Genomic DNA, 26,059 nt, shown 5'->3' with positions numbered 1-26,059 from the left:
CTACGCCTGGTAATATGCCCATGACAGTCTCTAAGACCGCTTAGAGCGAGAAGCGTAAGTGAGAGTTTGTAATGATTACCAGGATGCAGAACTAAAATCGGCCGCTGATAATCAATGAAGAGCAGGTCAGGGTGACCAGCTCCCTTCCGTTTATATATTTCGGGCAGGCGAGCATACGTTTTTACTTAATACTCGTTCACTTTAAGGCTTCGTCTCTGCCGTGATACCAGGTTTCAAAAGCATCAGGGGTCATCGGTTTGGCAAAAAAATAGCCCTGAACTTCATCGCAGCCCAGCCTTCTTAAAATATCAACGGTCCTGGCATCCTCGACGCCTTCGGCCAGAACGATATAGTCGAGCTGCTTGAGGAGTGTGATAACGTTGCGAACAATGATGCGGCTGGCATTGTCGTCAGCAACCTTACTCACAATAGAGCGGTCAAGCTTGATGATGTCCATCGGGATTTGTCGCAGGTAATTAATGTTGCTGTATCCGGAACCAAAATCATCCAGAGATATTTTAAATCCGCGTTGTTTGAGCATGTCCAGGCCGATAAGTGCAGCGGGACTTTCCAGCATCTTCTCGGTTTCCAGACACTCCACCCCCAGCAGGGCGGGATCCAGACGCGCGTCCAGCATTTTCTGTTCCAGCTCATCGCAGAAATCTGGTCTTGAAAAATCACTGGCAGCCAGATTAATCGACACAGGTAAAGAAACTCCACGGCTTTGCCAGGCACTCAGTTGCACAATCGTGTGATCGATAACCCATGCTGTGAGTTCACGCATCAGGCTGGTCTTTTCGACCAGAGGAATAAACACACCCGGCAACACTTCGCCGTTTTTAGGATGTTGCCATCTAAGCAAAGCTTCGGCTCCCGTCACACGCCCTGTCACCAGTGAGATTTTCGGCTGATAAACCAGATATAAGCCCTGGTTTTCTTGTAGCGCTTGTCTAACTTCAGTAAGAAGGCTGAAATCAGTCTTCTTACGGCTATCCAGTGCGTCATCATAAACTGTAAACCGGCGCCCCTGACTTATCCCTTCATGCAATGCGCTGACTGCACGGCGCAGTATTTCATTCGATGTCAGAGATTTATCGCAAAGCCCGGAGTCACCCATGTGAATATCCAGATCAAGGGGAACTTCAGGGGTAAACCTGGCCTGGATCCCCTGAAGGCTTTGAGAGATATCTTCTAATGTCCGAGTTTTTTCCTTATGGGTAAAAAAGGCAAATCGTCCAACTGCCACGGCGTAGAGCGGCCCTTCTAAAGGCAGGCGGATCTGCAGCTCTGCGACCATATTACGAAGTAGATTTTCTACGGCAGTCATACCGAGTGAGCGAGCCATTTCGTAGGCTAATGGCATATCAATACAATCAATAATGACGAGCCTGAATGCGCCTTCAGTTGAAACCTCTATATCCTTCAGCAGTCGCTGCCGGTTTGGTAATAGCGTGACTATATCGAGGTAGCCGACGGAGTGCCACGAGGCCAGAAAATCCGATATAAGTCCTGCAATCTTTTCAAAAAGATCGAGCTGCTCGTCTGAAAGTTCCCTGGGCTGAGTATCGAGGATACACAAGGTACCTATGGGTACTCCATCCTGGGTTTTAAGTGGGCAGCCTGCATAAAAGCGAATGAATGGAGCCTCTTTCACCGCGTGATAGTCGCGAAAGGTAGGGTGCAGATGAGTGTCATGACAAATGAATGTCTTACTCTGCTCCTGGGTCTGTACGCAAAATGCCTCGCTCAGGCTGATTTCAGTGACGGCAACATTTTGGGCTGATTTGATGTATTGCTTTTCTTCATCGAGAACAGAAACAAAGCCCATCGGCATGTTCAGCAATTGGCATATTAGATGAGTATATTTTTTTAACGCATCATCCCGGCCCTTGTCAGGATTTTTCAACAAGTCGATTGCCGCAAGTCTTTTACTTTCATCTCTGCTGAGATCGGTCAACATGGCAAGACATCCTCCGGCGCAATAGGCTTCTGGTTATTCCACACTCAAAGGTAGCATGCATCATTCTTCCAATGGCATATGGTAATACATACGCTGTGACCTGCATAAACTCTCACATTAAAATGTTTCCAGTTGATTGTCTCCCGGAAATGTCGCCCCCGGCCGCCCGGTAATCCATTTGCTGGTTTTGTTTGTGTCAGTAATGTCCGCTCCTGGCACAGAGTAGACTTTTGAGCTTTGCCCTGCCCCGGAAATCTGAACTGAGCTTTGACAATTATTAGGAGCCGGCTTACCTGACGTTGGCAGGACCGCCTTTCAAGGTGCTGCGGCTCCGTGGTATCAGTACACCCGATGCCGCAAACGCCTTTGCCGAAGAGTTCATGGCTGGCTACAACCGCCGTGTAGTCACGCATAGAACCTGGTTCGGGCGACATTCAGTACCCGCCACAACGTCATCACACCCCACTCAGTGCGGTGTTCATTAGTCGTGAGTAGTCTGATAGATTTTTTGAAGCGTCCGTGTCTTTGAATTAACCATTTTAGACATTTTAGTACAGTAAGATCCCCTGTTTTTTACAGCATCGAACGAATGATAATCTGCTGATTATAAAGATAAAATAAAATCAATATAAAATTTTATTGAAACTTTAAAAAAAATAACGTTACCATTTAGTACAGTTCAAAGCGATGCAAGGAATGAGCATGCCTTACCTGTTACTAACACCATCGACCCTGTTTTGGCGAAGGAATGATGTCTTACGCCATTTTGTCGTTCAGGGCACGAACCCGGTTCTTATGACAGGGGTGAAATGGGCTTTAAACGCGGTAATGCTGTATAAACGGCAAATCGGCAATGTTCAGTGGCCGTTGCCCCACCACAATGGATCGAAACTGCTGGTTTTAACGCTCCATGTACAGCTCCATTCTGTTGGCCTGCAGCCAGAATCCGCTCCAGGAAAAGCGTTTTATATTGCTGCGATCTCCCTCATCGTTCCCATTATTAATCGTCTCATTTCCCATGTGCGGCTATCGCCGCGTTACGGCCGGGAAATGCTTTCCCGAACTGCAGGTCAATGGCTGCGCCACTCTCATGGCAACCAGAGTCACGCCTCGTTGCTAAACCGATTTAGCTTTTCAGTGATGTCGATAATGGAATCGGCGATGAGTCGGGCAGAATATTGCTCTCTGTTGCGTAATATTCTGCTTACCAGTTCGCAACTTTGTCCTTTACGAAGCTGGCTTTTTATTCTAACTGGAATCGGTACTTGTTCACTCGTAAACAATCAGCGGCCTGTTGATAAATAATAATTTCATGATTTAATTAATCCCAACGGAATAGTTTATTATGTACAGGATATACTTATATCTTATTCTCGCCGCATCGGTTTCCGCACTGGCGACAGATATGATCGTTCCAGCGCTGCCCTTGTTACAAAAAGCGTTTAATACTGATTATTCAGCTATACAGTTAACCATTAGTGGTTTTCTGGTGATATACGCGGCCAGTCAGTTACTGTCAGGATTTCTCGGTGAAAAGCTGGGTAAATTACGAATACTGACGGCCAGCTTTTTGCTCTTCCTGGCGGGAAGTCTCCTCTGCTTTATGTCCGACAGCTTAGAGATGTTGTTAGCCGGCAGGGCACTACAGGCTCTGGGTGCCGGCGCCGGGCCTGTTCTGTCCAAAGCCATCGCCAAAGAGACGTTTTCCCCATTAACACTCAAGCGCGCGCTTTCCGATATTTCTTCCGCCAGTGCAGTTGTTCCTCTCATTGCGCCCCTGGCTGGCGCCGCAATCCTCGGCTATCTGAGCTGGAACACGATATTCCTTGTCATGGCCCTGTTTAGCGTCGTCACCCTTTTGCTCTCTCCGCGTCGCCTCGTGTATCATGACGTGGCCACAGTATCCTCTTCTTCCGGTTTTATCACCCCTGCATTTATTCAGGGAACGCTGCTGGTTTCGCTGATCCTGAGTTCGCTGTTTTGCTATATCTCACTGTCGCCGGCCATCTTTATGCAGCAGCTTGGGCTAAGCACCATACATTACTCGCTGCTGTTCTCTGCATCCGTATTATTTTTTATTATTGGTAATCAGTTCGCAAAATTCGAGCGAATAATTAATCCGTGGTTTTTGTTTGGTATTAATGCACTGTCGGTCTTTCCCTTTATTATCGGTAGTCACTCGCTGATATTGTGCATCGCCGGATCGATGATTTTCAACCTCACCCTTGGCGCCTATTACCCGAGCGCGAACTTCATCGCCCTGCAAATCAAAGGGAAAAAAACAGGTATTGCGGCGTCCGCCACCGGATTTATTCAAACAGTGAGTGCCGGTGCCATCAGCTATTTCGCCGTAAAACTGACGGATACCGGTATGGGTTTTGACAGAACCCTCGGCATGAGCACGTTAACACTGGCAATTTTATCTCTTCTGGTAGTCACTACAATGAAGGTAACACAATGGAAAACTGGCAAAAAAGGAAAATTGACAGGTCATTAAAATATCAGACCAGGGTATTTTCAGAACATATTAACGAACTGGTCGCAGTAAAAAGAGAAGGTAAGGTCATTACCCTCGACGATGGCAGAAAAATGGTGGAATTTGTCTCTTGCTCTTACCTTGGGCTGGAGACCCACCCGGCGCTGAAAAAAGCGGTTGTCGATGCCATTGAACGTTTTGGTGTGCAGGTTTCTGTCGCCAGAACGCGGGTTAAAGTCGATCTCTTTCCGCAGCTGGAAGCGCGTATGAACGACATCATGCATGGGGCTCATACCCTCACGTTCAACGCGGTGACTCCCTGCCATATTGCGGTGCTGCCGCTGCTGGCATCCGGGACGCTGCCGCATTTTACGTTCAGTAAAAAACCGTACTTTATTATGGAGAAGACCGCGCACGCTACGTTGCAGATCAACCGCGGACTCTTACAGCAGTTTGGCGAAGTCGTCAGAATTGATTTCCAGGACAAGGCGCGGATTGAAGAGGCTTTTCGCTATGCGGCCAGCCAGGGACTGACACCGATCTCGGTATCAGACAGCGTAGGCTCAATGGGTGGTGTCGCCCCTGTCGCACATATCGTTCGCCTGGCGCATCAGTATGACGGCTTCGCCTATATTGACGATGCGCACGGCACCTCTATCTACGGGGATTACGGTTCGGGATATGTCATGTCATGCCTCAACCATCGACTTGACGAGCGTATTATTATCGCCGGATCGCTGTCCAAGGCTTTTGGCTCACACGGCGGATTTATCGCCTGTCGGGAAGCTGAGACCATCAACTTTATTAAAACCTACGGTACAACCTACGCCTTTGGTGGACCACCGTCATTACCGGGGATTGCAGCATGCGTCGCCTCAGCCGATCTCCACCTGGACGGCACCGTCACAGCCCGTCAGGAGAAGCTACAGAACGTCATTCGTTATTTTGACGAAGTGTTCGGCGGGACCGAGATAGTTAACCGGGGCACAACAATGCCGATTCGGGGGATCCTGATAGGTAACGAAGACCTCGCCATTACGATGTGCAAAAAACTGCACGATCGCGGCTTCGCCACGACAGTGGCGATGTATCCAACCGTTGAGGAAGGACACGCCATTCTGCGTTGCGCATTGTCTGCGCTTCATGAGAGCGGGCAAATCGACGACTTCCATAAAAACTTCAGCGAATCACTGGCTGAAGCCACAAAATAAATAGCTACTGCCGGCCTGCTTCGTCAGGCCGCTTACGGACACTAGCTCATATGAAAGGAACAAATTTCCCGCTACGGGGAACGTCTCTTATGGTGGCGACCATTATCGGTGGAGGCATGTTCGCGTTGCCGGTTGCTTTCGTCCACGTGTGGTTTATAAAGGGCCTTCTGGTCCTGTCGGTAACAGGCATATTGATGCTGATCACAGGGTTGATCCTCGTCGACATTACGATGCGCTTTCCTCCTGGAGCCAGTTTTAATACCTTCACCCACGCCCTGCTCGGACCCGCTGCCAGCGTTATCATCGGCGTGGCTTTCTGTTTCGTACTCTATTTACTGACCTACGCGTACATATCAGGCGCAGCATCGATATTGTGTGATCTCCTCCCTCCCGATATTGCAGGCCGCAGCTGGCTGCCGATCATTTTGTTGTCGCTAACGACCTCGCTGATTCTGTGGGCAGGCGGCAAATTGCCCGGTTTTCTCCTCTCCGGCCTTATCGCTGCCAAATTCACCCTTTTTCTCCTGCTGTTCGCCGGTGCCGCAGGAGGCGTAAAAGCACTCAGATTACTCGACCTCGCCGGCAGCACGCCGCTACAGTATTACCTGCCGATCGTACCGGTCTGCGTTATCGCTTTTGGATTTCATGGCAGCGTTCCCTCCCTGACAAGAATGTACCGGGGGGATAATCATCGCGCGATTCTCCGCTCTCTCTATTACGGTTTCGCCGTTTCGTTAACTGTCTATGCTTTCTGGCTGACGCTCACGATGGGCGCGCTCACGCCTCAGGCTATCCGGCATGTCAGCGATGAAGGTGGGAATATTGGCGCCTTTATTACGGCCCTCAATATCCACCGGACTACCTCTGCTACCAGTCTGATACTGGTCGCCTTTGGGTGTATTGCCGTTTTAGCTTCACTGATGTCGGCCTCAATCGGCTTAAGCGATTATCTTGAGGATACACTGAACAAAATTAACTGTCAGTATTCACGCCCACTGGCAATATTTCTGACTTATTTATCTCCTGCAATGGCCTGTATTATTGCTCCGCAAGGTTTTTTATCTTCCTTGTCCTTTGCAGGTATATCACTGGTGTTGTGGAGTATTATACTACCCCCTTATTTGCTCATCAAAGCCAGGCGTTCAAGGCTACCTCCGGTATATAGCTTTCCGGGAAATAATTTCCTCCTGAAAATAATCATTGTTACCGGACTCATACTCTGGTTACTGATGAGTTACGCATGTCTTTAATAAAGACCTGTCTCATTCACAACTGACTTTGCAAGGAAACTATTATGTCTTTTATTACACTACGTACCGGGGTGGCTGTCGCGCTGTCATCTTTGATGATAAGCCTGGCCTACCCGGCTGTCAGTGCCGCACCATCCGTGAATCAGGATATTCTCGTTCAAAAGGAAAGTGAATATCCTGCATGGTGGAAAGAAGCTGTTTTTTATCAGATCTATCCTCGCTCATTTAAAGACACCAATGATGATGGCATTGGCGATATTCGCGGTATCATTGAAAAGCTGGACTATCTGAAATCGCTCGGTATTGACGCTATCTGGATAAATCCCCATTATGACTCTCCGAACACAGATAACGGCTATGACATCAGTAATTATCGTCAGATAATGAAAGAGTATGGCACAATGGAGGATTTTGATAACCTTGTTGCCGAAATGAAAAAACGAAATATGCGCTTAATGATCGACGTGGTCATTAACCATACCAGTGATCAACACCCGTGGTTTATTCAGAGTAAAAGCGATAAAAACAACCCTTATCGTGACTATTATTTCTGGCGTGACGGAAAAGATAATCAGCCACCTAATAATTACCCCTCATTTTTCGGCGGCTCGGCATGGCAAAAAGATGCAAAGTCAGGACAGTACTATTTACACTATTTTGCCAGACAGCAACCTGATCTCAACTGGGATAACCCGAAAGTACGTGAGGATCTTTACGCAATGCTCCGCTTCTGGCTGGATAAAGGCGTTTCAGGCATGCGATTTGATACGGTGGCAACTTATTCCAAAATCCCGGGATTTCCCAATCTGACACCTGAACAACAGAAAAATTTTGCTGAACAATACACCATGGGGCCTAATATTCATCGATACATTCAGGAAATGAACCGGAAAGTTCTGTCCCGGTATGATGTGGCCACCGCGGGTGAAATTTTTGGCGTCCCGCTGGATCGTTCGTCGCAGTTTTTTGATCGCCGCCGACATGAGCTGAATATGGCGTTTATGTTTGACCTCATTCGTCTCGATCGCGACAGCAATGAACGCTGGCGTCACAAGTCGTGGTCGCTCTCTCAGTTCCGCCAGATCATCAGCAAAATGGATGTCACGGTCGGAAAGTATGGCTGGAACACGTTCTTCTTAGATAACCATGACAACCCCCGTGCGGTATCTCACTTCGGGGATGACAGGCCGCAATGGCGGGAGGCGTCGGCTAAGGCACTGGCGACGATTACCCTCACTCAGCGGGCGACGCCGTTTATTTATCAGGGTTCAGAGCTGGGAATGACTAATTATCCCTTCAGGCAACTCAACGAATTTGACGACATCGAGGTCAAAGGTTTCTGGCAGGATTATGTCCAGAGTGGAAAAGTCACGGCCACAGAGTTTCTCGATAATGTGCGCCTGACGAGCCGCGATAACAGCAGAACACCTTTCCAGTGGAATGACACCCTGAATGCTGGTTTTACTCGCGTAAAGCCGTGGTTTCACATCAACCCAAACTATGTGGAGATCAACGCCGAACGCGAAGAAACCCGCGAAGATTCAGTGCTGAATTACTATAAAAAAATGATTCAGCTACGCCACCATATCCCTGCTCTGGTATATGGCGCCTATCAGGATCTTAATCCACAGGACAATACCGTTTATGCCTATACCCGAACGCTGGGTAACGAGCGTTATCTGGTCGTGGTGAACTTTAAGGAGTACCCGGTCCGCTATACTCTCCCGGCTAATGATGCCATCGAGGAAGTGGTCATTGATACTCAGCAGCAGGCGGCTGCGCCGCACAGCACATCCCTGTCATTGAGCCCCTGGCAGGCAGGTGTGTATAAGCTGCGGTAATCACCTGGGGGATTGATGACAAGTTCCCCAGACAATAGAGTTTTCCAGGTCTTTAGCACTGCTGTGCTCAGCGATAGTTGTGCTCTCCTGTGACTTCGTAAGTGCCTGTCTCATGGCAGGCATTGTCAGGTCAGAAGCCTTCTCAGGCAGCCCCGAGCAACAGCGCCCAGTTAGCATCCCCCTGAAAGATGGGGGGTATGTATAAATTAGCGTTAAAGAACATGAACCAGCCACCGTCATCTCATCAACCAACAGGCGAGATGAGCTCCGATTCCTGATTCTTCACATTGCCGTTGATGCGCCTGAAGCCTCGCCCTTTAGGGCCGGGAAATAAGCGCAGCATCTGGCGATCTCTTTTGCCACTTTACTGATCACATCCGGCCTCATCCATTTCCGGGCGGCTTCAGCCATCAGGAGAAATGGTAGTGGTCGTGTATATGAGCCAGGCCAAAAAAAGGTGTGATATCGATCACCTGGAAAGTTGAAACGGTTCAACGCTGGCGCAGCAACACTACGCGTTGCTGCTATGCTTACCGTACTATGCGAAGTGTAAATATTCATTACCTAGTGTAATTGATTTTACGGTCAGGCATCTGTTTTTACTGATAAAATTCTCTAAAGGCGCCCTGATTACCAGGCATTAGGCGTACTACTGGCGCCTATTATGATATCGACTTTCAAAAGGATGCTGCGGGTTCAGTGTTGCAACCTGGCAACATGTTTTGAGGTAATGACATCTTTTAGTGGTTTGCCTTCAGGCCACGTGAACAGATTGAGTAATTACAGGCCCTCATGATGACTGAACAGACGCTCGCTAGACTGCTCAACATTGATCAAACGGTAAATCCTCCCCGTATCGCTGCCTCCGGTGACTGGGTGCTAGCGCATTATGCTTATCTGGAGCCTGCCGTCAGCGCGTTACAGCCTCAACTCCTTTCGAACGCCATTTTCGATCTGAGCCAGTTAGGGACACTTGATACCGCGGGCGCCACGCTGCTGGTTAAGCTTATTGGTGAAAAAAATGTGCTTGAGCTCGAACGTATTGCACCAACGCTTCCCTTAGAGCGTCGTGTCCTGCTGCAAACAGTCAGATCGGCACTACAGAATTACGTCACCCCTCCTGCGCAGCATCAGCCGGGGATCGTGACCGAGCTATTGGCGAACATCGGTAAGTCGGTAGAAAGCTTCTGGCAGAATCTTGTTGCCCTCATCGGGTTTATCGGGCTGACGATGGAGGTACTTTTTGCCACCCTGTTGCGTCCTGCTCACTGGCGGGTGACTTCTCTGGTCGCTAATCTGCAGCAAATTGGCCTGAATGCCGTGCCTATCATTGCGTTGCTGACCTTTATGGTCGGCGCGGTAATTGCATTCCTGGGATCAACGGTACTGTCCACTTTCGGCGCCAGTATATTTACCGTTCAACTGGTGGCGTTTTCATTCCTGCGCGAATTTGCCGTGCTGCTGGCGGCAATACTGATGGCCGGGCGAACTGCCAGTGCCTTCACTGCACAGATTGGCCTGATGAAGGCTAATGAAGAAATTGATGCTATCCAGACAATGGGGCTAAATCCGGTTGAACTGCTGGTGCTTCCACGCGTGCTGGCGCTGCTTGTGGCGCTGCCAATGATGACCTTCATCGGTATGATCTGCGGGATTTTGGGTGGTATTGTTGTATGTGCTTTAACACTGGATATATCCCCAACAATGTTTTTAACCATAATGCAGAACAACGTCGGCTTTGAGCATTTTTGGGTGGGAATGATTAAAGCTCCGGTGTTTGCTTTCCTGATTGCCATCATCGGTTGTCTCGAAGGATTTAAGGTCAGCGGAAGTGCTGAATCGGTGGGAGAACATACCACCGCAAGCGTTGTACATTCAATATTCGTAGTGATCCTGCTGGATGCGGTTGCGGCACTGTTTTTCATGGAGATGGGATGGTAAAAGACATGAGTCAGGACGCCATAATTCGCATTCGTAAACTGCGTAACTGCTTCGGTCCGCAGTGTGTACACGTCGATCTCGACCTCGATGTGTGTCGTGGCGAAATACTGGGTGTAGTGGGCGGGTCGGGTACCGGAAAGTCAGTGCTCCTGCGTAGCATCGTCGGTCTTCGTCACCCGACGGACGGACGAATTGAGGTATTTGGTGAAAATATCACCGAACTCAGTGGCGTGCGCCGCTCCGTGCTAGAAAGGCGTTTTGGCGTCCTGTTTCAGCGAGGGGCATTGTTCAGCTCGCTGACAGTCACGGAGAACGTGGCTCTGCCGCTAATTGAGTTTGCTGGGCTTCCTCGCCGCGACGCCGAGCAGCTGGCGCAGGTTAAACTCGCACTGGCTGGTTTGCCCGGCAGCGCCGGAGATAAATATCCCTCGTCACTTTCAGGTGGCATGGTGAAACGCGCTGCACTGGCCAGAGCGCTGGCTTTGGATCCGGAAATCCTGTTCCTTGATGAGCCAACCGCTGGTCTCGACCCTATAGGTGCCGCCGCGTTTGATAACCTCATTGCCACGCTGCGCAATGCGCTTGGGTTAACTGTATTCTTAGTTACACACGATCTGGATACCCTTTATACAATTTGCGACAGGGTAGCAGTGCTTTCGCAAAAAAAAGTTTTAGTCGTGGATTCACTGGACGTGGTGGCCGCAACGCCAGATCCCTGGATTCAGGAATATTTCCACGGCCCACGCGGGCGAGCAGCACAGCAGACCCAGGCGACGTTACAAGAGGGGCAATAAAAAAATGGAAACTCGCGCTCACCATGTTCTCATTGGATTGTTCACTCTCATCATTTTCACTGCAGTGCTATTGTTTAGCCTGTGGCTGAGCAAAGCTGACAGAGATCGCCAGTTCCACACGTACGACATCGTATTTAGCGAGGCGGTGAGCGGCCTTTCCCAGGGAAGTACGGTTAATTTCAGCGGGATCCGGGTTGGTGAGGTGATTCAGCTTCGCCTGGACAGGGAGAACCCCGGTAAAGTTTGGGCCCGGATCAGAGTTGAGGCCTCTACGCCTGTTCGCCAGGATACCCAGGCACGGCTGGCTATGGCAGGTATTACCGGGACATCAATTATTCAGCTTAGCGGTGGAAGTGAAACCAGCCCGGTGCTGGAGGGAGTAAATGATAGGATCCCTGTGATCATTGCAACCCCTTCTCCGCTGAACCAGTTGCTTACTAATGGCGAAGATGTAATGACCAACGTTAATGAGGTCCTGTTACGCTTAAATCAGATACTCACTACGGAAAATCAGCAGCGAATAGTCAACACGTTAGACAACCTGGAAAAAATTACTGGTACAGTGGCCGATCAGCGTGAAGATATCAGTACCATCCTGCAGCAACTGGCGGTAGTGACGAAACAAAGTAACGAGACGCTGGCGCAAACCAACCGTCTGATTCGCAATGCAAACTTGCTGCTGGACGGTAAGGGGAAAGATTTGGTTAATAATGCGGCCAATACGCTGGCACTGTTGCAAAAGACGACCAGTCTGTTGAATCAGATTGTCATCGATAATCAGCATTCACTTAACAACGGCATTCAGGGATTTAACGAACTGGGGCCAGCCTTAGCTGAGTTACGCAAAACCCTGGCCACTTTACGCGGAGCGATCAACAGCCTGGAAGCAAACCCAGCGGCCCTTTTAAGGGGGCCGGAACGTATGAAGGAGTTTACACCATAATGGCCGTTTTTACTCTTGGGTTTTCCTGTTTACCTCGCAAGAAGCTAAGGCTGCTGATTGTGCTGGTATGTCTGCCGCTGGCCGCATGCACGGTATTGCCGCAAAGACCTGTTTCACAGGTTTGGTTATTGCCCGCCCAGCCGGGAGTGCCTGCCAGCGGTCCAACCATAAACCGATCGCTGCGTGTTATGCAGCCCAGTACCAGCCAGTTTATCAACAGTTCACGTATTGCGGTTCAGCCTCAGGGTGCAGAGATAACAGTCTACAGCGGGTCGCGCTGGAGTGATTCGGTGCCTGTATTGTTTCGTAATCGTTTGACACAGGAATTGCGCACGGATGGCCGTTTCATTTCTGTCAGTAGTGATGAAGATAATTTGCAGGCCGATTTTGAACTCGGGGGGGATTTATCCTCATTCCAGGGGGTCTATCGCGGTAAAAAAGGCGAAGTGCTGATTCAGTTTGACGCGCGTCTGGTGCAAACATCCGACCGTCGCGTGATAGCCAGCCAGCGTTTCGTGATTCATCAGCCCATAAGCGGTAGTTCCATGAACGAGGTCGTCGAGGCCTTTGGCCTGGCCAGCGACAGGCTTGCCGCAGATATACTTCGCTGGCTGGGAAACTCCAGCGCGATGAGGTCACCTTGAACATAAACCGCATTAAGCGCACCAGGTTTGTAGCAGCTAAATTGAGATGTCCGTCTCTGACCAAATAGACATGTCCGCGCTACAGGCTCACCACTGCGATCACTGCATTCAAAGGATGAGACTCATGAAGACATACGGAACGGAGTTTTTCTCAATGAACGATGTGAGCCAACTCAGGATCCTTCAGGATGTTATCGACCGGCCCTCACTACGCACCTCGCGGCCAGCCTGGCAACCGGCAATTGATGCCGGGTCTCGCTGAACGTGCACTGCGTATTATCCGCGAACGCTACGCTGTTTTGGTCCAACTTTAGGCTGTGAGAAGCTCGCTGAGGTTCATGGGCTGTGTCTGGCCAAAGCCACTACTCGTCTTGCAGCCCGTCGGCTGGAGCTCTCTGACAGACACTGTCCCCCTTCGCTTGAGCGCTATAGCGACATGGGCCGCTTTGACTTCGGCAGGTTGGATGGTAATAGCATAGAGGGAAGAGCGTATTCTCTACGCCTCAGTAAGAGGGAGTATGGCTTTTTCAGTCTTTTTTGCAGCCCACAACGACTTTTTACCTACTATAATCAGCACTATAGTAGCTGGTGCGGTCAGATTTGATTGCCAGCTTCTTTTATCGCGAAATGAGGGGTGAGGGTAATCTTCCGGGTGTGTATGCCACTCCCCCAGATATTGCAAAGTACCTTTTGAACGGTAAAAGGCAGCATCAACCGCCTCCTGATGGTGAGGGCCACATCGATCTACAGAAAACCGCGTCCTCTTATCCCCCTTACCGGGTACAGAAAGGTCATGTATCACCAGATGTATACCCCGGCGTTCACCAATAAGAACACCCGCAGCCTCATGACTTTCTGGCGATAGCTGACGAAAGGAAAGAAGCTGACTCATCACTTTGGCTGTGATGACAACAAGTTCATCGTTGTCATCCCGAAATGTCAGTTCACAAGTTGCCATGGCATATTCCACACCGGGGATGAGCTGCTAAAAGTTTTTGCTTTTGGGTCCGGCCTCCCTCGAGCATATGTTCGCTATAGGTCCAGCGAGCGTTCTTTTCAAGTACAGAGAGAGCCGCTTCCTGCATTATCCCTGCAGTAATGATACTAACCGCTGCATCATAGGGCGTAAAAGTGCTGCCACAACTGATATGTCTTTCCGCGGACATACTGATATGATTGAAGCGCAGATCTATTCCCCCCTTATAGAAGGCTTCGTTGGCAAAAAGACACCCATAGCAACAGCTTCCATCATCAATAATGACCTTGGAAGCTCGTCCATTGCCATCGTTAAAACCATGAATTAAGACAGGGCGCTCTGTTAATTTAAGTGTCCGTACTACCGAAGCAAGACGAGCTGACACTGGAGGCCTGCCGGTTGCATCAATGACAATATCATAGCGTTTGAGCTGCTCCGCGTTGATAGCAAACCGCGAAGTAAATGCTTTAATATTATTAGCAAGATGGGTGGATGAGTTTAGCGTGAAAACCAAAGCTTCAGCTTTGTTACGGCCAATGTCTGTTGTCGCGAGGACATGCCGGCCGAAGTTAATGGGTTGAAATTCATCATGATCAAAGAGATGAAATGTTTTATCACCACAGCCTGCGCCAGCACGGAGTAATAACCCTGCAAGATAGCCGCCTATATGGCCTCACGGTCGCAGCAGTCCAGCGCGAACGTTACCCGCAGTTTTTCGCCGTTGTCGCAGCCGAACTCGAAGCCATCTGAACACCAGCGCATATCGCTTTCTGCCACCGCTATCTTGCCCTTATGTTCACGCTTCGGTCGCTCTGGTTTGTCATGCAACAACAACAGGTTATGCTCGCTCATTATCCTGTAAAGCCGTTTGGCGTTCACAGGTGGCTGTCCCTCTGTGCGACGTTGCTTGCGCAGGATGCCCCACACGCGTCGATAACCATAACTCGGCATATCGCTGATGATGTCGAGGATAGCCGACAGTATTTCTTCGTCTGCTTCGTCATTACGCCGGTTACAGCGCTTGTCCTGCCAGTCGGCAGAACGGTTAATCCGCAGTGACAGCTTCGCACGCGACACGCTCATGGTGCGGCTGACCAGGGCTATTCCCCGTCCTTTGGCAACAAGGGCGCGTGCGCTATCCATTTTCGCGACTGGCCGTACTCCACGGCTTCTTTCTGGATCTCAACTTTCATCGTCTTCTTGCCCAGAAGGCGCTGAAGTTCCCGGACCTGCTTCAGAGCAGCAGTTAGCTCAGAAGCAGGAACGACTTCCTCTCCGGCCGCAACGGCGGTGAGGCTGCCTTCCTGATATTGCCTCTTCCACCTAAACAGCAGGCTGGGCTGGATACCATGCAGGCGGGCGACATGGGAGACATTCATGCCCGGCTCCATCGTCTGCTTGATAATGGCGATCTTCTCCTGAGGAGTTTTACGTTTACGGGCTTCTTGCCCTAACAGGATCCCGGTCATCTCAAAATTGGCGTTAGTGTTAGACATATATTCAAGCCTATCTCTTATCTGGAGATACAGCTACCGTCTGGTGTTTCAGGGGGCTACATCACAGGCTGGAAAAATACCTGTCGACAGACACACCTGCAGATATTATCAGTTCCTGCAGGCGTATGGCGCAGCTGATGCGCGAGGAGGTAAGTAATATCGAGCGGCAGATTAAAGCACATATCAAAGCCTGCCCTGCACTGAGGCGTGATTATACACTGCTGACCTCAATTAAATCGGTTGGTCCCCAGCAGGGGATGCATATGCTGGTCGTGCTTCGCAGCCATAACTTTACATCAGCAGAGCAGGCTGCCGCCTTTCTGGGCGTGGTGCCGATCGAGAAACGCTCAGGCACATCGGTCCGGAGCCGACCGCGGATGTCGAAAATCGGCCCCCTCAGTTGAGAGCGAAGCTTTACATGTCCGCCCTGTCCGGAAAAATCTATAATAACCGAATGCGTAATATTTACGATGAGATGTGCCTGCGGGGTAAACCTAAAATGGTGGCGATTGGCGCGCTGATGCGGAAACTGGTGCACTGGTGTTATGGCGTCCTGAAGACCGGAACCGTTTTTAATGACGAAAGCCTGAAACAAGTACTGTCAACCTGACTGTACCAGGCTGGCATTAAACTCAAAGTAACGCTCACTGCAATATGTGAGCGCAGTCTATCAGGGCAATATAATGTCATTATTGAGTGGCCACGCTCCGGTAAGAGAGAAAAGACGTCTGGGAATATCGGGTAAAATCCACCTATGAGTAGGCCTCTTAATAAGGATGGAAAGTGTAAACTGATGTTTTTAAGTTCACAATTTTTCTGTATAGTGTTTAATACAATAGCCACTTAACCACTGTGGTTTTTATTTAAAAGGGATTGCCGCATGAAAAGAATTTATCTTGATCAGAATATATGGTTCGACATACGGTTCGAAAGGTTTGATACTTCATTGGAGAGTGTCCTAAAAAAAATAGACAGAGATAGAGTTGAGATAATTTACTCCCCTGCTCATTGCGAAGAAATATGCAACTCTTATTGCAGCCCCAATATTTCAAATCATATCACTACTGAAGAGAAAGATCTACGCATTAGCATATTATCAAAAGTTACTCGCAATCGAGAGATAGTTCCTTACTCTAATGATTTTAAAATAATGCATTCTTTTTGTGGGAGAGAAGGCCCTTACGTTGTCTTAGAGCATCCTACGGCATGCTTTAAAAGAGTGTACGATAATTATGAATCCAATGAAGTAGCAGAGTCATCTCAGCAACACTCTGTTGATAAGGCTGATGAAGTTGAACAAGATCTTAAAAGCAAATTAGGTCATGCAAATATCATTAACGTTTTAGAAACAGACCCATCTGCTAAAGCTTTGCTTTTGCAAAATTTAACATCGAAACTAATACATCGTGCAGCAATCAACCAGCTCATTAAATCCAATATAAAGATACAGCCTTGCACTGCTCAAGTGAAGAAAATCATCGATGAAAAAGCACACGAAATACGTTATATGCAGAGTGCGTATTTTATTAACAAGGCAGAGAAAATATTAAACAACAGGAATAAAACTAAATTTTCATCTGAAGGTTTTGACATATCTGAAGCAGTTGTTGATGCTGTAATACTTACTATGATTGAATTAGGTTATGCCTCAAGTGAGGTTTCTATGTCCAGCCTGCACGATAACACCCATTCAATATATGGAGTTTATTGCGATTACTTCGTAAGTCGAGACCAAAAATTGTTGAAGAAGTTAATCCCTGCATATGAATACTTAGGGATTAATACAAAAATAATAAATGCTAAATATGAAGATTGGCAGACCTATCTCAGCTAGATTTGTTGTGGTTAGATAGTTGTTAATTAGTCTTTTTTGTTGTTAGCTTGTCCGCTTCTGACACGGGGCGGACAGAAAGCAAGGTCACAATGTCCGCCGTGAGCGAGAAACGGACCTTTTGTTTGAAATAGCTATTCAGACTGGCACAATCCCTCAAAAGCCCTGGCCATTTTTAATGAAGGAGTTCACATGCTAAAGGTCATTGCCGAAGATTTTATCAAAACCGAGTGCGTCGACACCGTTCTACCTTTATACCGCGAGCTCATCGCGGCAACGAAGCGAGAGCCTCTTTGTATTGCCTATGATTTGTACCGGGATGAAAAGGATCCGGGGCATTTTATTTTCATTGAAGAGTGGCCTGATCATAAGGTACTTGATGCGCACTGCGCCAGCGAGCATTTCACTCGGCTAGTACCTTTGATTGACCAATATGCGCGTAAAGCTGCGCAGTACATCCTAATGGATAGTTTGGTGGATCTTGAGAGATAAAGCCCATTTCTGACACAGGAAGGACAAACTAAAAGAGCTTAAGGTCCGCTGTGAGCGAGGAGCGGGCATTCAAGCTTTTGAATCAAAGTGCTCCTCGATATGTATCCCGAAATTCATATCATGGCTCTTATAGAGAATTTATTAGCACATTTTTAATGTTCTCTCTACTGACTCCTAAATTAACAAGTAAATCTGTTTTTTCTTGATCCTGATTGATGTTACGTAGCGCGTATCGCCAGATTGCACTTTGGGGAGTGTGTTTCAATATTTCTTTGAAATACTTAGCGTCAACATCAGAAAGAGAATGTCCGATTATTACTATCTGAGTGATTGAATTTAATGAATCAAAAAAAACACTCTCTTCATTTATTATTTCTGAGCAGTTTTTAAAGTTCGAATCAAACATTTCATCTAATAGATCATAACCTCCTCTCTCCCGAGTATCCTGGTCAACCCCTGGGGCGGGGTTAACAGTTTTAGTACGCACCCAACCATGACCTAAAATGATTTCACTGCCATCATCAATTGATCCATGTATATGTTTGATATTAGATTCATTTATTGAGTAAAGTCGTTCTAAAGTGCTTGTGTAATTGAAGGTAAGAAAGATTGCTTCATTACCAAGACTTTTAAATTTTTTGTATCGTCCATCTTTGGGAACTTCAATCTTGCTAACCCAGTTACAAAACTGTTCCAGTAATTCGGTTGTCAGGCTTTTTGTTATTCTTTCGATTTCAAATTCATAATTATGGTGATCTCTGGCTTTAAAACCATCTGCTCCGTAAGAAGTTAAATATACCTCACACTCTTCAATTATGTTGTAGAAATCTATATCACCTAAAGATGATTCTAGTTCATTCCATTCGTCTCCGGCAGGAGCAAATACATCTACAGCATTGTATACGTCACGGTCTTCTCTCATTACATATTTCTTGAAATCGTTATAACCTGTTTTCATACCATGATATAAATCGAAACCATTCCCTATTATGTATAATGTCAAAATTTTCCCCTTTAAGATTTTGGTTGTTGTTCTCAGTATGCTTAACTTAGTGTTTATATGAATTGCAAGCATTGATAATACCTTACTTTATATCAATAGAGCCCACCATGTAAAACGTATGATGTTATCAACATGAGAATTATTCATACCTTATCCCTAAATCAACTTGAACTGAAAAAATCGCGGTGTATTAATCAACGGGGAGCAGGTCATTTGTTCCACGGTGATGTGTTCATACTCAAATAGCCTGCAATGTGGGAGATTTGAGTATGGTTGTCACTTATAAGCGATAAGCCGCCATTAACTCCATGTTCAGCGGCTAGCAGATTGTAATGAAATGCTAAAGCTTTTCGCCGTTAAATTTAAAAACTTCGCTTCTTTTGATATCTCGCGACAATGATTCTAGCCCCGGATATATAAATGACTCCGTTATACCTAGAGCTTGCAAATCTTTAAGCATTTGGGGGAACACTTCATATGGTATAAATATTTTATGTATAATTTTACGAAGCTCATCGTAATAGTCTAATGCCCATATATTTGAACCATGTAATGTGAAGTGGCCCGATTGTGATCTTATTCTCGTATCAATATGACTTGATTGAACTGCAATTGGAAGAAAATTACAACTACCTTCTTTATTCATTGGGTCGAAGTAATGACTCCATTTATCAGCTTCTTCACAAATATAAATTTTTGATCGGTTTGAGACTGTTAAATAATTCAATTTTGATGGGCTTATGGCAAAAACAGCAGCTCCTTCCGAGCAAAACTCATCGCTTTCCATAAAATTTTGCGAGGGCGATTCGTTGTAATGCCTCTCTTCGTCAGAGGTAGGATTTGATTCGATAGCAAAAAATAACGCAACTAAGGCGTTTGTCGTCCAGTCTAACAGCCTGGTTGGTACACCATAGTGCTGCATCAAGAACATCCACTCAAAATTATTTGAGGGCTCTCGATTCAAAAAAGGAACCGCTCGAGACTTAAATTCATAAAACATATTTTCGGGACTAAGACCTGTTACATGACCGCCCTCTGAAAGTATCACCTGACCATTTTCGACCCTATTACCTCTGGCATCAGTTAAGGGAACGGTATCACGTAATACCGAGGGTACTAATCTATATGAAGCGCAAGCATGTCCTCTAAACCATATGTCATCGACTTCATTTACTATTTCTGTAACTGTTGAAACATAATCTGCTAGCGAGTTTACGGCATACTTAAACATGATCATCTCCTCAATAGTATGACTATTCTAATACAAACTAAGTGGTGCAAGAAACGTGCGATGATTGAATGACTGACTAAATTATTTACGAACGGTAGCACGCCTACGGCGTGAGCTCGTCTGCTGCGCAGCCGAAGTCCTTTCCACCTTCATCGACGCATTTTATACTGTGCATCATGTACATACCGCGACCTGCAAAGGTTCTGTTCCAGCACGACGAGGGCTGGGAACGCTTCCTCGAGAAGAATGGCCATCAGCTCACCGACTGGACCAAACTCTCCGTCGAGCGCATGCTGGCCTGCGGAACCTGCGCCATGGGGGTACGACGCTATTGCTGTAGTTCGCCTGACTGTACTCACTCACGCTTTCTCTGCCAGACTTGCAAATTCAAAGCCTGCAGCAGCTGCGGCCTCAAGGGCACCGAGCAATGGATCGCCGAACAGCAGCACATTCTGCCCGACTGCGACTGGCAGCACATCACCTTCACCATGCCTCACCTGCTGTGGCCTTTCTTCAACAACAACTTGCCGCTGCTCAACGACCTGTTTCGCTGCGCCACCCGTGCCATGCTCAGGCACGCGCGCAAGTTGGGCATCGAGGTCGGCATCTTCTGCGCCCTGCACACTTACGGCCGCCAGCTCAGTAAGCATCCGCACATCCACGTCTCAATTACCCGCGGCGGTCTCGATACCAGGCACGGCATCTGGCACGATCTGTTCTTCAAAAAGCAGCAGGTTGAAGCCATCTGGCGCGGCGCGGTCATCCGTCTGCTGCGTGCCAGCTACGATCGCGTCAATCCCGGTAAGCTGCCCAATCTCGGCCATATTCGCGATGAGAAACAGTGGAAGCGCTACCTGCAGACGCAATATCAGCGCCACTGGAAGGTCCACTTCGCCAAAAAGACTCGCGGTGCCTGGCGCAGCATCAAATACCTCGGCCGCTACCTGAAACGCCCGCCGGTGGCGGCGTCGCAGCTTCGCCATTACCGTAGCGGCTCGGTCGTTCATCAGTACTATGACCACAACACGCAGCAGCACAAACGCCAGAAACTAACTCAGGAAGAGATGCTGTGGCGCTACGTCAGCCATATCCCGGCCAGGCATTTTAAAATGGTGCGCTACTACGGCTTCCAGGCCAACCGAAAACGTGGCAAGTTGCTGCCGAAAGTCTATGAAGCCCTGGAAATGACGCCACGCGAGAAACCGCAGAAGCCGGGGTTTGCGGTGCTGATGAAAGCGTTCCTGGGTACCGACCCGTATCAGTGCATCCTGTGCAAGGGCCGACTGTGTTTTGCCGGCGCCATGGCGGGCGAGCACGCCACAAAAATGCTCTCAGACAGGCTGCAGCGCATGGCTAAAAAACGATGGCTTCAGACCCCTTTTCTGGATAAATGCGCCTGAAAAATGGGGTTTAGCTTAAAAACAGAGCAAAACTGGCATTTTTCCGCATTACTCTGCGACAGCCCGCACTATATGGGGTTCTTCCTTGCCACAGTTCATGGTTAGGAAACCCAATAAGAGCCGATTGAGTTTCCTAACCATCGAGTGGGATTTTTGAAACTGATGCTGACAGAGCTGTAATCCGGACAGCGCAGCTGAATACCAGTCAAATAGGCACTGAATATAATACGGGAGCGCTATCCCGATTATGGACCGACATTTTAACATTGGCTAGAAAATCGTATTATATTGATATATTTTCTAATATGAGAGAGGTAAATTCTTTCATATCATCATCAATACTAGCTTTCATCCATCTCTCTGGGGATGAGGGCCAGCTAAGATTAATTCCCAAGTTATACAAAAATAATTCTATAAATAAGCGTAAGGTGCGGCCATTACCTTCGCGAAAAGGGTGAAGAAAATTTAAGTCAGTGATTATTTCCCCTAACACGTTAATGTATTCTTCCTTTTCATTTTTAGTGATGTTATCTATCCCCTTTGATAGGATTTTTTCATCTAACTTATTGATCCTATTGAATATTTTTTCACCCTCCCTTTCTATGTATGGGTTACTACAAAATCTAGCTTCACCTTTACTAATGTCAATATCCCTGATTTCACCAGCCCAACTGAAAGCACATAAGAACATTTTTCTATGTATTTTGCATAATGTGTTTAAACCATATGGGCGAAATATCTTTATTTCATCAATGACTAACATCTGCTCTGATATTATTCTTCTATCCAATAATTCATCATCTTTAATATTAAAATGATTTATCAGTACACCATGGTATTCTTTATAACAGTACTTGTCAGTTCCATTATATTTCATGGCATACCTCTCCAGATTTGAAATAATCAATTCCTTCGTATTTAGAACTGATGTACAGATTATATTTTCTTCTGGTTGCCGTGACTAGCCATAAGTATTTTTTAATGAGCGATATGTCTTTTATTCTAAGTAAGTTTGCAGTGCGGAATATGTCATTGCATTTAGCATAGATACGCAATTCTAATATCTTTGCCCACAAATGATCCCAACCTCTAGCTTTAATGGGGATAATCTCGTTTATACTTGCTTTTACTTTATTAAATGGTCCTTTCTTTTTCAATTGCTCTAACGTTTCAATCTCGCTAAGTATAATCATTTACACCCTCCTGAATTATAATGCATCTTATTGACAATTATACCATCTATCCTCTTTTTTATGTAAATAGATTTTTACATTAAATCCATTTACTTATGCTTCATTTATCTTCTGGATTCTCAATAATTTCAATTGCCTACCTTGCTTCGGTTTCCTCTGCACAAGTTGTAAAGTCTCGAAGATTGTTAGACTCTGAAGTCTAACAGCAGTGAGAGCCTCGTGAATGCCGCTTCAGCGGCATAAAGGCGCCAGCTGAAGTTGAATGGAATACCACAGGCAAATGGCGCCGTCGCCCGGCGTAGCCGGCTGCTGTTTTGACAGGTTCTGCCTCACCGACCCCCTTCACTTGTATCTAACAGTTTGTGGTGATTAGCTACCACCACTGAAGCAGAGTGAGCCGCCCCCTTCCCTTAAGGTCAGAAAAGTCGGCACCGCTGAACCTTGATTTGCAGCACATGGCCCTCCGCTTCACCTTTCACGCCAGCACATCAGGTTGAACGGTTACCGGGAACTCGACTCCGTATGTACAAGGCGAACAGGCGTGACGGTTTATGTGAGAGGAGTTTGACCATGTTTCCAGTCGGCATTGACGTAAGTAAAAACACCCTGGATCTTTGCATGCTTTATGACGGTATCAAAGGACGCATAAAAACCCGTAACATCCAGAATAACAGACATTCAGTTGAAAATATTCTTCGCTGGCTCAGGCTCCAGCACTGCGGTCCGGAAGATGTTCATGTTGTAATGGAAGCTACCGGTGTTTATCACGAACGGCTGGCCACTGAGTTACATGATGCCGGTTTCCGGGTTTCTCTGGCCAACCCTCACCGTAGTCGGGAGTTTGCGCGTGGCATGGGAATCATGACAAAAACGGTTAATGTGGATGCGTATATGCTGGCCTGTTACGCATTCCTTAAGAAGCCACACTGCTGGGAGCCGCCGGCACCCGAAATCAGATATCTCGGTGCACTCCTGCGACGGCGGGATGTTCTGCTGGGTGATGCCCTGCGTGAGGAGAACAGGCTGGAAAAATACCTGTCGACAGACACACCTGCAGATATTATCAGTTCCTGCAGGCGTATGGCGCAGCTTCTGCGCGAGGAGGTAAGTAATATCGAGCGGCAGATAAAAGCACATATCAAAGCCAGCCCTGCACTGAGGCGTGATTATACACTGCTGACCTCAATTAAATCGGTTGGTCCCCAACTGGGGATGCATATGCTGGTCGTGCTTCGCAGCCATAACTTTGTATCGGCTGAGCAGGCTGCCGCCTTTCTGGGCGTGGTGCCGATCGAGAAACGCTCAGGCACATCGGTCCGGAGCCGGCTGCGGATGTCGAAAATCGGCCCCCCTCAGTTGAGAGCGAAGCTTTACATGTCCGCCCTGTGCGGAAAAATCTACAATAAGCGAATGCGTAATATTTACGATGAGATGTGCCTGCGGGGTAAACCTAAAATGGTGGCCATTGGCGCGCTAATGCGGAAACTGGTGCACTGGTGTTATGGCGTCCTGAAGACCGGAACCGTTTTTAATGACGAAGACCTGAAACCGGTACTGTCAACCTGATTATACCAGGCTGGCATTAAACACAAGGTAACGCTCACTGCAATAAGTGAGCGCAGTCCGTTATGAGCGAGAAGCAGAAGTTCACAATTGGTGATGGCATTACGAACGTTGCGATGTATTGATCAACGGCACGCTAGTCACCTGTAACATACCGATAGATATGTTGTATCATTGTTTCCATAGGAAAAATCTGCTTTGAAGCAGTTGCTGGGCGTGATTATTTGCATTGAAAGGTGATGGCAATGTGCGAAAGGACGTTTGAAAAAGAACTTTATTGTGTGTGGGTTATACGCAATAGCCTATACTGGATGACTCCACTTACTCGATGGAAACTCCTTGAGGAGTTGTCCTCTTGGACGATCTCTTTTGAAAACGATAGTCCCGAATGCCTCTATGAATTCGAGAGACTGCTGAATGATTACGCTTTGCGAGAAAAGCTACAGCATAAAACAGGGGCGTTGAGAGATTCTATTGTCCATAAAGTGCTTCGTAGCGTAGATGAAAGGCTTTCGTAATGGAATTGATGCCATTCAATTTTGACAGATTGCCTAATGGACGGGTTTTTATAAGCAACCTCGCAGGCTTTCATCACTTCATTAATGAGCAAGAGCTGCTTGATCTTTCTGATGAGCAAATCAGTGCGGAGCAATCAAACGCACTAGAAAGCAAGCTGTTCATAACCAACGAAAGCTCATCAGCTATTGCTCCCTATGCTTTAAGTTCTGCTTTTGCAAAAAGATTGATGAATGAACTGGCGATCAGGCCAATTTTCATGATTGTGCCCACATTGCGTTACGACCATACCTGCAAGTATTGTCAGGTCAGTAGAGCTTCAGTGAACGCCTCTGGTTATGATCTAGATCCCGATCTTCATCCCTCATATCATTTCGACTATCAAAAAACTATCGATACCACCTTACAAGATAGAGATACAGGGTGGAGAGCCACTCTTGCGGTTCGATTTAATTCAGTCTATCTATGAGCAATGTACTGAAACGCTGGGAAGCTCCGATTTTGAGATGGTGATAGCATCAAGCCTGTCTGTCTTGAATGAGGATATGCTTGAATGGTCGAGAGGCAGGAACATAACGTTCTCTGTTTCGCTTGATGGTGAGGAGGTTGTTCACAACAGTAATCGAATTCTTGGTCATGGGCTTGCTTACAGTAGAACAGTATCAGGAGTAGAGGCTATCAAACGGTCTTTAGGCGCTGGTCGCGTTGCAACGGTTACTACAGTTACTAAAGATCTTATCAGGCATCCTGAATCGATTGTCCAGGCTCACTTGTCTCTTGGCCTCAAGGACATGTTTATCCGACCTGTTAGTCCCTATGGGTTTGCACAAAAAGCATCGTTCACCTTTTCTATGGACGAATACTTAAGTTTCTATGCCTCGTTGATAGATGAAATCCTTAAGATCAACAATGAAGGGATAAGGATTGTTGAACATTCGGCCTCCATTCATCTGAAAAGGATCTTCAATCCCGGTTTTAGTGGTTATGCGGATTTGAAGTCGCCATGTGGGGTCGTGCTTAACAGTATTCTTTTCAATTATGACGGTCGAGTATATGGTAGTGATGAGAGCCGTATGTTGCAGAAGGTGAATCCTGAAACGGAGTTCAGTGCGGGTGAGGTTAAGACGCTATCATTTTCCAAGAGTCCTTACTATAACGCAGTATTGAGTTCTGGATTGGCCCCTATGTTTCCATACACTTTTTATCACTTAACCCATTACTGGTTCGTCGCCGCAGATATTCCCGTGGTGAACGATATCCCAGTGCACTATGCGGATGCCATTCGTTGTAATGTTCGA

General features: G+C 47.3%; 21 protein-coding genes and 4 pseudogenes. 17 read left to right on the top strand and 8 right to left on the bottom strand.

All coding sequences use genetic code 11. The features are described from left to right. Window positions 1–196: 196 nt before the first annotated feature. Window positions 197–1,960, bottom strand: coding sequence for an EAL domain-containing protein (locus CW267_RS19405; protein WP_100781616.1), 1,764 nt, complete (start codon window positions 1,958–1,960; stop codon window positions 197–199). Window positions 1,961–2,662: 702 nt separating this feature from the next. On the opposite strand from CW267_RS19405, the gene CW267_RS19400 reads away from it, so the two are divergent. The 10 genes and pseudogenes from CW267_RS19400 to CW267_RS31715 all read left to right on the top strand — a co-directional run. Further along, window positions 2,663–3,265, top strand: a complete 603-nt coding sequence (locus CW267_RS19400) for a hypothetical protein (protein ID WP_206053240.1) — start codon at window positions 2,663–2,665, stop codon at window positions 3,263–3,265. Between the two features lie 40 nt (window positions 3,266–3,305). Next, complete coding sequence (locus tag CW267_RS19395) at window positions 3,306–4,457, top strand: MFS transporter (protein ID WP_100781615.1); 1,152 nt, start codon at window positions 3,306–3,308, stop codon at window positions 4,455–4,457. Further along, window positions 4,418–5,647, top strand: a complete 1,230-nt coding sequence (locus CW267_RS19390) for an aminotransferase class I/II-fold pyridoxal phosphate-dependent enzyme (protein WP_100781614.1) — start codon at window positions 4,418–4,420, stop codon at window positions 5,645–5,647. Before CW267_RS19395 ends, CW267_RS19390 begins: the two co-directional genes overlap by 40 nt. A 50-nt stretch (window positions 5,648–5,697) precedes the next feature. Next, entirely contained in the window at window positions 5,698–6,897 is a 1,200-nt protein-coding gene (locus tag CW267_RS19385) for an aromatic amino acid transport family protein (RefSeq protein ID WP_100781613.1), read from the top strand. A gap of 44 nt (window positions 6,898–6,941) precedes the next feature. Next, a complete protein-coding gene (locus CW267_RS19380) occupies window positions 6,942–8,738 on the top strand; it encodes a glycoside hydrolase family 13 protein (protein ID WP_100781612.1) in 1,797 nt (598 codons plus the stop codon). A gap of 795 nt (window positions 8,739–9,533) precedes the next feature. Continuing rightward, window positions 9,534–10,679 carry an MlaE family ABC transporter permease gene (locus tag CW267_RS19375; protein WP_040107889.1) on the top strand — a complete coding sequence of 382 codons (1,146 nt, stop codon included), beginning with the start codon at window positions 9,534–9,536 and terminating at the stop codon, window positions 10,677–10,679. Continuing rightward, window positions 10,673–11,473 carry an ABC transporter ATP-binding protein gene (locus CW267_RS19370; RefSeq protein ID WP_040107888.1) on the top strand — a complete coding sequence of 267 codons (801 nt, stop codon included), beginning with the start codon at window positions 10,673–10,675 and terminating at the stop codon, window positions 11,471–11,473. Before CW267_RS19375 ends, CW267_RS19370 begins: the two co-directional genes overlap by 7 nt. 4 nt (window positions 11,474–11,477) lie before the next feature. Further along, on the top strand, window positions 11,478–12,416 hold the full coding sequence (locus CW267_RS19365; RefSeq protein ID WP_100781611.1) for an MlaD family protein: 939 nt from the start codon (window positions 11,478–11,480) through the stop codon (window positions 12,414–12,416). Next, the gene (locus CW267_RS19360; RefSeq protein WP_100781610.1) at window positions 12,416–13,060 is read left to right on the top strand and encodes an ABC-type transport auxiliary lipoprotein family protein; all 645 of its coding nucleotides are present in this window, start codon (window positions 12,416–12,418) and stop codon (window positions 13,058–13,060) included. Before CW267_RS19365 ends, CW267_RS19360 begins: the two co-directional genes overlap by 1 nt. A gap of 221 nt (window positions 13,061–13,281) precedes the next feature. After that, window positions 13,282–13,430 (top strand): annotated as a pseudogene (locus tag CW267_RS31715) (ISNCY family transposase); the annotation flags it as partial. A gap of 126 nt (window positions 13,431–13,556) precedes the next feature. Here CW267_RS31715 and CW267_RS19350 read toward each other — a convergent pair. The 3 genes and pseudogenes from CW267_RS19350 to CW267_RS19340 form a co-directional block, all read right to left on the bottom strand. Next, the gene (locus CW267_RS19350; RefSeq protein WP_100781609.1) at window positions 13,557–14,018 is read right to left on the bottom strand and encodes a Mov34/MPN/PAD-1 family protein; all 462 of its coding nucleotides are present in this window, start codon (window positions 14,016–14,018) and stop codon (window positions 13,557–13,559) included. After that, on the bottom strand, window positions 14,005–14,703 hold the full coding sequence (locus CW267_RS19345; RefSeq protein WP_100781608.1) for a ThiF family adenylyltransferase: 699 nt from the start codon (window positions 14,701–14,703) through the stop codon (window positions 14,005–14,007). The genes CW267_RS19350 and CW267_RS19345 overlap by 14 nt, the downstream gene beginning before the upstream one ends. Continuing rightward, a pseudogene (locus CW267_RS19340) lies at window positions 14,703–15,505 on the bottom strand (transposase); the annotation flags it as partial. The pseudogene CW267_RS19340 and the gene CW267_RS19345, both read right to left, overlap by 1 nt. Window positions 15,506–15,597: 92 nt before the next feature. Here CW267_RS19340 and CW267_RS31600 point away from each other — a divergent pair. From CW267_RS31600 to CW267_RS19325, 3 genes and pseudogenes are all read left to right on the top strand, one after another. Then, window positions 15,598–16,142, top strand: a pseudogene (locus CW267_RS31600) (transposase); the annotation flags it as partial. A 270-nt stretch (window positions 16,143–16,412) separates the two neighbouring features. Then, window positions 16,413–17,366 carry a hypothetical protein gene (locus tag CW267_RS19330; RefSeq protein WP_100781607.1) on the top strand — a complete coding sequence of 318 codons (954 nt, stop codon included), beginning with the start codon at window positions 16,413–16,415 and terminating at the stop codon, window positions 17,364–17,366. A 189-nt stretch (window positions 17,367–17,555) separates the two neighbouring features. Next, on the top strand, window positions 17,556–17,855 hold the full coding sequence (locus tag CW267_RS19325) for a putative quinol monooxygenase (RefSeq protein WP_100781606.1): 300 nt from the start codon (window positions 17,556–17,558) through the stop codon (window positions 17,853–17,855). A gap of 127 nt (window positions 17,856–17,982) precedes the next feature. Here the strand turns inward: CW267_RS19325 and CW267_RS19320 are convergent, their stop codons facing one another. Together CW267_RS19320 and CW267_RS19315 are read right to left on the bottom strand one after the other, a co-directional pair. Then, window positions 17,983–18,930, bottom strand: a complete 948-nt coding sequence (locus tag CW267_RS19320; RefSeq protein WP_100781605.1) for a bacteriophage abortive infection AbiH family protein — start codon at window positions 18,928–18,930, stop codon at window positions 17,983–17,985. 268 nt (window positions 18,931–19,198) lie between these two features. Further along, a complete protein-coding gene (locus CW267_RS19315) occupies window positions 19,199–20,089 on the bottom strand; it encodes an FRG domain-containing protein (protein WP_100781604.1) in 891 nt (296 codons plus the stop codon). A gap of 176 nt (window positions 20,090–20,265) precedes the next feature. Between CW267_RS19315 and CW267_RS19310 the strand changes: the two genes are divergently transcribed. After that, on the top strand, window positions 20,266–21,489 hold the full coding sequence (locus CW267_RS19310; RefSeq protein WP_100781603.1) for an IS91 family transposase: 1,224 nt from the start codon (window positions 20,266–20,268) through the stop codon (window positions 21,487–21,489). 283 nt (window positions 21,490–21,772) lie between these two features. On the opposite strand, the gene CW267_RS19305 is transcribed toward CW267_RS19310, so the two are convergent. Together CW267_RS19305 and CW267_RS19300 are read right to left on the bottom strand one after the other, a co-directional pair. Next, a complete protein-coding gene (locus CW267_RS19305; RefSeq protein ID WP_100781602.1) occupies window positions 21,773–22,366 on the bottom strand; it encodes a Fic/DOC family protein in 594 nt (197 codons plus the stop codon). Continuing rightward, window positions 22,356–22,682 carry a hypothetical protein gene (locus CW267_RS19300; protein WP_032420979.1) on the bottom strand — a complete coding sequence of 109 codons (327 nt, stop codon included), beginning with the start codon at window positions 22,680–22,682 and terminating at the stop codon, window positions 22,356–22,358. The genes CW267_RS19305 and CW267_RS19300 overlap by 11 nt, the downstream gene beginning before the upstream one ends. Window positions 22,683–23,252: 570 nt before the next feature. Between CW267_RS19300 and CW267_RS19295 the strand changes: the two genes are divergently transcribed. The 3 genes and pseudogenes from CW267_RS19295 to hxsB form a co-directional block, all read left to right on the top strand. Further along, complete coding sequence (locus tag CW267_RS19295) at window positions 23,253–24,248, top strand: IS110 family transposase (RefSeq protein ID WP_100781601.1); 996 nt, start codon at window positions 23,253–23,255, stop codon at window positions 24,246–24,248. A gap of 236 nt (window positions 24,249–24,484) precedes the next feature. After that, window positions 24,485–24,763, top strand: a complete 279-nt coding sequence (hxsD, locus tag CW267_RS19290; RefSeq protein WP_413773658.1) for a His-Xaa-Ser system protein HxsD — start codon at window positions 24,485–24,487, stop codon at window positions 24,761–24,763. Beyond that, window positions 24,763–25,954, top strand: a pseudogene (gene hxsB / locus CW267_RS19285) (His-Xaa-Ser system radical SAM maturase HxsB); the annotation flags it as partial. The gene hxsD and the pseudogene hxsB, both read left to right, overlap by 1 nt. Window positions 25,955–26,059: the final 105 nt, after the last annotated feature.

It is taken from the genome of Klebsiella sp. X1-16S-Nf21, assembly GCF_002837615.1.
GTDB classification, from domain to species: Bacteria; Pseudomonadota; Gammaproteobacteria; order Enterobacterales; family Enterobacteriaceae; genus Klebsiella; species Klebsiella variicola.
Note: the sequence above shows the minus strand (reverse complement) of the source record. Positions and strands in the feature narration are given on the sequence as shown.

What these genes read in the sequence shown, in the direction of transcription:
- CW267_RS19325 (WP_100781606.1), top strand. Translation starts at nt 17,556, where the DNA reads ATGCTAAAGGTCATTGCCGAAGATTTTATCAAAACCGAGTGCGTCGAC.
- CW267_RS19310 (WP_100781603.1), top strand. Translation starts at nt 20,266, where the DNA reads ATGTACATACCGCGACCTGCAAAGGTTCTGTTCCAGCACGACGAGGGC.
- CW267_RS19305 (WP_100781602.1), bottom strand. Translation starts at nt 22,366, where the DNA reads ATGAAATATAATGGAACTGACAAGTACTGTTATAAAGAATACCATGGT.
- CW267_RS19295 (WP_100781601.1), top strand. Translation starts at nt 23,253, where the DNA reads ATGTTTCCAGTCGGCATTGACGTAAGTAAAAACACCCTGGATCTTTGC.
- CW267_RS19360 (WP_100781610.1), top strand. Translation starts at nt 12,416, where the DNA reads ATGGCCGTTTTTACTCTTGGGTTTTCCTGTTTACCTCGCAAGAAGCTA.
- CW267_RS19320 (WP_100781605.1), bottom strand. Translation starts at nt 18,930, where the DNA reads ATGCTTGCAATTCATATAAACACTAAGTTAAGCATACTGAGAACAACA.
- CW267_RS19350 (WP_100781609.1), bottom strand. Translation starts at nt 14,018, where the DNA reads ATGGCAACTTGTGAACTGACATTTCGGGATGACAACGATGAACTTGTT.
- CW267_RS19405 (WP_100781616.1), bottom strand. Translation starts at nt 1,960, where the DNA reads ATGTTGACCGATCTCAGCAGAGATGAAAGTAAAAGACTTGCGGCAATC.
- CW267_RS19390 (WP_100781614.1), top strand. Translation starts at nt 4,418, where the DNA reads ATGGAAAACTGGCAAAAAAGGAAAATTGACAGGTCATTAAAATATCAG.
- CW267_RS19370 (WP_040107888.1), top strand. Translation starts at nt 10,673, where the DNA reads ATGGTAAAAGACATGAGTCAGGACGCCATAATTCGCATTCGTAAACTG.
- CW267_RS19365 (WP_100781611.1), top strand. Translation starts at nt 11,478, where the DNA reads ATGGAAACTCGCGCTCACCATGTTCTCATTGGATTGTTCACTCTCATC.
- CW267_RS19330 (WP_100781607.1), top strand. Translation starts at nt 16,413, where the DNA reads ATGAAAAGAATTTATCTTGATCAGAATATATGGTTCGACATACGGTTC.
- CW267_RS19385 (WP_100781613.1), top strand. Translation starts at nt 5,698, where the DNA reads ATGAAAGGAACAAATTTCCCGCTACGGGGAACGTCTCTTATGGTGGCG.
- CW267_RS19315 (WP_100781604.1), bottom strand. Translation starts at nt 20,089, where the DNA reads ATGTTTAAGTATGCCGTAAACTCGCTAGCAGATTATGTTTCAACAGTT.
- CW267_RS19395 (WP_100781615.1), top strand. Translation starts at nt 3,306, where the DNA reads ATGTACAGGATATACTTATATCTTATTCTCGCCGCATCGGTTTCCGCA.
- CW267_RS19300 (WP_032420979.1), bottom strand. Translation starts at nt 22,682, where the DNA reads ATGATTATACTTAGCGAGATTGAAACGTTAGAGCAATTGAAAAAGAAA.
- CW267_RS19375 (WP_040107889.1), top strand. Translation starts at nt 9,534, where the DNA reads ATGACTGAACAGACGCTCGCTAGACTGCTCAACATTGATCAAACGGTA.
- CW267_RS19400 (WP_206053240.1), top strand. Translation starts at nt 2,663, where the DNA reads ATGCCTTACCTGTTACTAACACCATCGACCCTGTTTTGGCGAAGGAAT.
- hxsD (WP_413773658.1), top strand. Translation starts at nt 24,485, where the DNA reads ATGGCAATGTGCGAAAGGACGTTTGAAAAAGAACTTTATTGTGTGTGG.
- CW267_RS19380 (WP_100781612.1), top strand. Translation starts at nt 6,942, where the DNA reads ATGTCTTTTATTACACTACGTACCGGGGTGGCTGTCGCGCTGTCATCT.